Annotated in this window: 4 protein-coding genes; 3 read left to right on the forward strand and 1 reads right to left on the reverse strand. The window is 69.5% G+C overall.

Going from position 1 to position 2,990, the window contains the following annotated elements; genetic code table 11:
* The 3 genes from VGH85_10760 to VGH85_10770 all read left to right on the forward strand — a co-directional run.
* Nucleotides 1-562, forward strand: a 562-nt coding sequence (locus VGH85_10760; protein HEY2174279.1) for an NADP-dependent oxidoreductase, incomplete at its 5' end; no start/stop codon positions are given.
* A 24-nt stretch (nt 563-586) separates the two neighbouring features.
* Nucleotides 587-1,810: a Gfo/Idh/MocA family oxidoreductase gene (locus VGH85_10765; GenBank protein HEY2174280.1), complete on the forward strand. Its 1,224-nt coding sequence runs from the start codon at nt 587-589 to the stop codon at nt 1,808-1,810.
* Between the two features lie 67 nt (nt 1,811-1,877).
* Nucleotides 1,878-2,612 (forward strand): glucosamine-6-phosphate deaminase, encoded by a 735-nt coding sequence (locus tag VGH85_10770; GenBank protein ID HEY2174281.1) that lies wholly within the window; start codon nt 1,878-1,880, stop codon nt 2,610-2,612.
* Between the two features lie 12 nt (nt 2,613-2,624).
* Here VGH85_10770 and VGH85_10775 read toward each other — a convergent pair.
* Nucleotides 2,625-2,990: hypothetical protein (locus VGH85_10775; GenBank protein HEY2174282.1), on the reverse strand; the 366-nt coding region annotated here is incomplete at its 5' end.

Genomic DNA, 2,990 nt, shown 5'->3' on the forward strand with positions numbered 1-2,990 from the left:
CTTCGTGTCCGGGGCCGCCGGTGCGGTGGGCAGCCTGGTCGGCCAGATCGCCCGGCTGCGCGGAGCATCGCTCGTGGTGGGCAGCGCCGGCTCGGCGGAGAAGGTCGCCTATCTCACCGAGCGGCTCGGCTTCGACGCGGCCTTCAACTACAAGGACGGCCCGGTGGGCGACCAATTGGCCAAGGCCGCTCCGGGCGGCATCGACGTGTACTTCGACAACGTCGGCGGCGACCACCTGGAGGCGGCGATCTCCGCGTTCCGGGTGCACGGCCGGGTCGCGGCATGCGGCTCGATCTCGCATTACAACGCCGTCGAGCCACCGCCCGGTCCGCGCAATCTCTCACTGGTCGTCGGCAAGCGGCTGACCATCCGCGGGTTCCTGATCAGCGACCATCCGGACCGCTTCGCCGATGTCACCCGTGAGCTCTCCGGCTGGCTGCGCGCCGGCAAGATCACCTTCGAGGAGACCGTCGTGGACGGGATCGACAACGCGCCGGGTGCGTTCCTCGGCATGCTGCGCGGGGACAACATCGGCAAGATGGTTGTCCGAATCGCCTCCTGAGACGCGCGTGGCAGACTGCGTCGCATGACCGCACCGGAGACATCCGCACAGTCCGCGACGGAAGACCTGCGCATCGGCGTCATCGGGTTGGGGTCGCGCAGCGCACTCGGCCGCCACGCGCACCGGCCCGGGGAAGGGTCGCGCGTCGTCGCGGTCTGCGACCTCGATCCCGAGGCGCTCGCCCGGGCCCGCGAGCGCTACGGCGACGAGGTGCGCACCACGACCGATCACCGCGACCTGCTCGACGGCAGCGTCGACGCCGTTCTGCTCGTGACCCCCGACGACGCGCACGAGAACCTCGCGGTCGACATCCTCACCGCCGGTGTGCCGGTCTACGTCGAGAAGCCGTTGACGATCACGGTCGAGGGCTGCGACCGGGTGCTCGCCGCCGCCCGCGAGCACGGCGCCCGGCTCTACGTCGGGCACAACATGCGGCACATGCCGATGGTCCTGCTGCTGCGCGACCTGATCCTGCGCGGAGAGATCGGCGAGGTGAAGGCCGTGTGGTGCCGCCACTTCGTCGGCAACGGCGGTGACTACTACTTCAAGGACTGGCACGCCGAGCGCGCCAGGACCACCGGGTTGCTGCTGCAGAAGGCCGCGCACGACATCGACGTCATCCATTGGCTCGCCGGCGGCTACACCCGGCGGGTCACCGGCATGGGCGCCCTCACCCTCTACGGCGACATCACCGACCGCGCGGACAACCGCGGCCGGCTGATGAAGGACTGGTTCTCCTACGACAACTGGCCCCCGCTGTCGCAGCGGGGCCTCCACCCGGTGATCGACGTCGAAGACCTGTCCATGATCTCGATGGCCCTCGACAACGGCGTGCTGGCGAGCTACGAACAGTGCCACTACACGCCGGACTACTGGCGCAACTACACGGTGATCGGCACCGAGGGGCGGATCGAGAACTTCGGCGACACCGGCGGGAAGGGCGTCGTCCGGCTCTGGAACAAGCGCACCGACTACAACCCGGACGGAGACGCGACGTTCCCCATCCCGGGCAGTAGTGAAGGCCACGGTGGCGCCGACGCGTCGATCATCGCCGAGTTCCTGCGGTTCGTGCGCGTCGGCGGCGCCACGGCGACCTCGCCGGTCGCGGCCCGCGAGTCGGTGGCGACTGGGGTGACCGCGACCGAATCCCTACGCAACGGCAGTATTCCGCTCGACGTACCGACACTCGACCCGGCACTGCACGACTACTTCGAGGCCGGGCAACAGGCGGAGGTGACCAGTCATTAGCAGCACCCGGATCGAGACCGGCGAGGAGCCGGTCGCCAGCTTCCGCGTCGACGAACTCCCGGTCCGGGTGTACGACGGCGAGCAGGAGTTGGGACGTGCCGCGGCACGCAACACCGCCGACGTACTCCGCGACGCCGTGGCCGAGCACGGCGCCGCCCGCGTCATCATCGCGACCGGCAACTCGCAGCGCGCGTTCGTCGCCGCGCTCCGCGACGAGCCCGGGGTGCCATGGGGCGCGGTCACGGTCTTCCACATGGACGAATACGTCGGGATCGGCGCGGACCACTCCGCCAGCTTCCGGCGCTGGATCAGGGAAAACGTGGCCGAGCCGTTCGGCCCGGCGCAGGTGCACTACATCGACGGCGATGCTGCCGACCCGCAGGCGGAGTGCCGGCGATACGAGGAGTTGCTGCGCAGCGCTCCGCTCGACCTGGTCTGTCTCGGCATCGGCGAGAACGGCCACATCGCCTTCAACGAGCCGCACCAGGCCGATTTCGACGAACCGGTGTGGGTCAAGATCATCACCCTTCAGGACAAGTCGCGCCACCAGCAGGTCGGGGAAGGCCACTTCGCCACGCTTGACGACGTACCGGAGCAGGCGATCACCCTCACCGTCCCGGCGCTGCTCGCCCCCCGGAATCTGCAGGTTGTCACCCCCGAGGCGCGCAAGGCGGAGGCCGTCCGGGCGACGCTGACCGCGCCGGTCGACCCGGCCTGCCCGGCCACCGTGTTGCGCTCGCGGCCCGGGGCCACCCTCTTCCTCGACAGGTCCTCGGCCGGCCTGCTCGACCAGGTCGGCTAGCCAGGTCCCTCCTCAGCGCGACAGCGCGGCGTGCACGACCATCGCGGCGTAGACGTTGATGCCGCGCAACGTGAGATGGATGCCGTCGTGGACGACGAGCCTGCGATCCGCCGTCACCCGGTTGTTCCACTGCATCAGCCGGACGTTCGGGAACTGCCGTGCCGCGTCGGTGATCAGATCCAGGTTGTGGTTCTTCCACGGCCGCGGCACGTGGACCGTCACCAGGACGACCCGGTGCCGGCTGCGCAGTGCATTGAGCGTCGCCGTCAGTTGTGATCCGTCGATCACGCCGTTGTTGCCGGTCTGGATGACGACGATCGGGGCGAGTACGCCGGCGGCCGCGTCCTGCATCACCTGCGGCAACAGCGTGTAGGCCTG

Source organism: Mycobacteriales bacterium (assembly GCA_036497565.1).
Classification (GTDB): domain Bacteria; phylum Actinomycetota; class Actinomycetes; order Mycobacteriales; family QHCD01; genus DASXJE01.

What these genes read in the sequence shown, in the direction of transcription:
- VGH85_10765 (HEY2174280.1), top strand. Translation starts at nt 587, where the DNA reads ATGACCGCACCGGAGACATCCGCACAGTCCGCGACGGAAGACCTGCGC.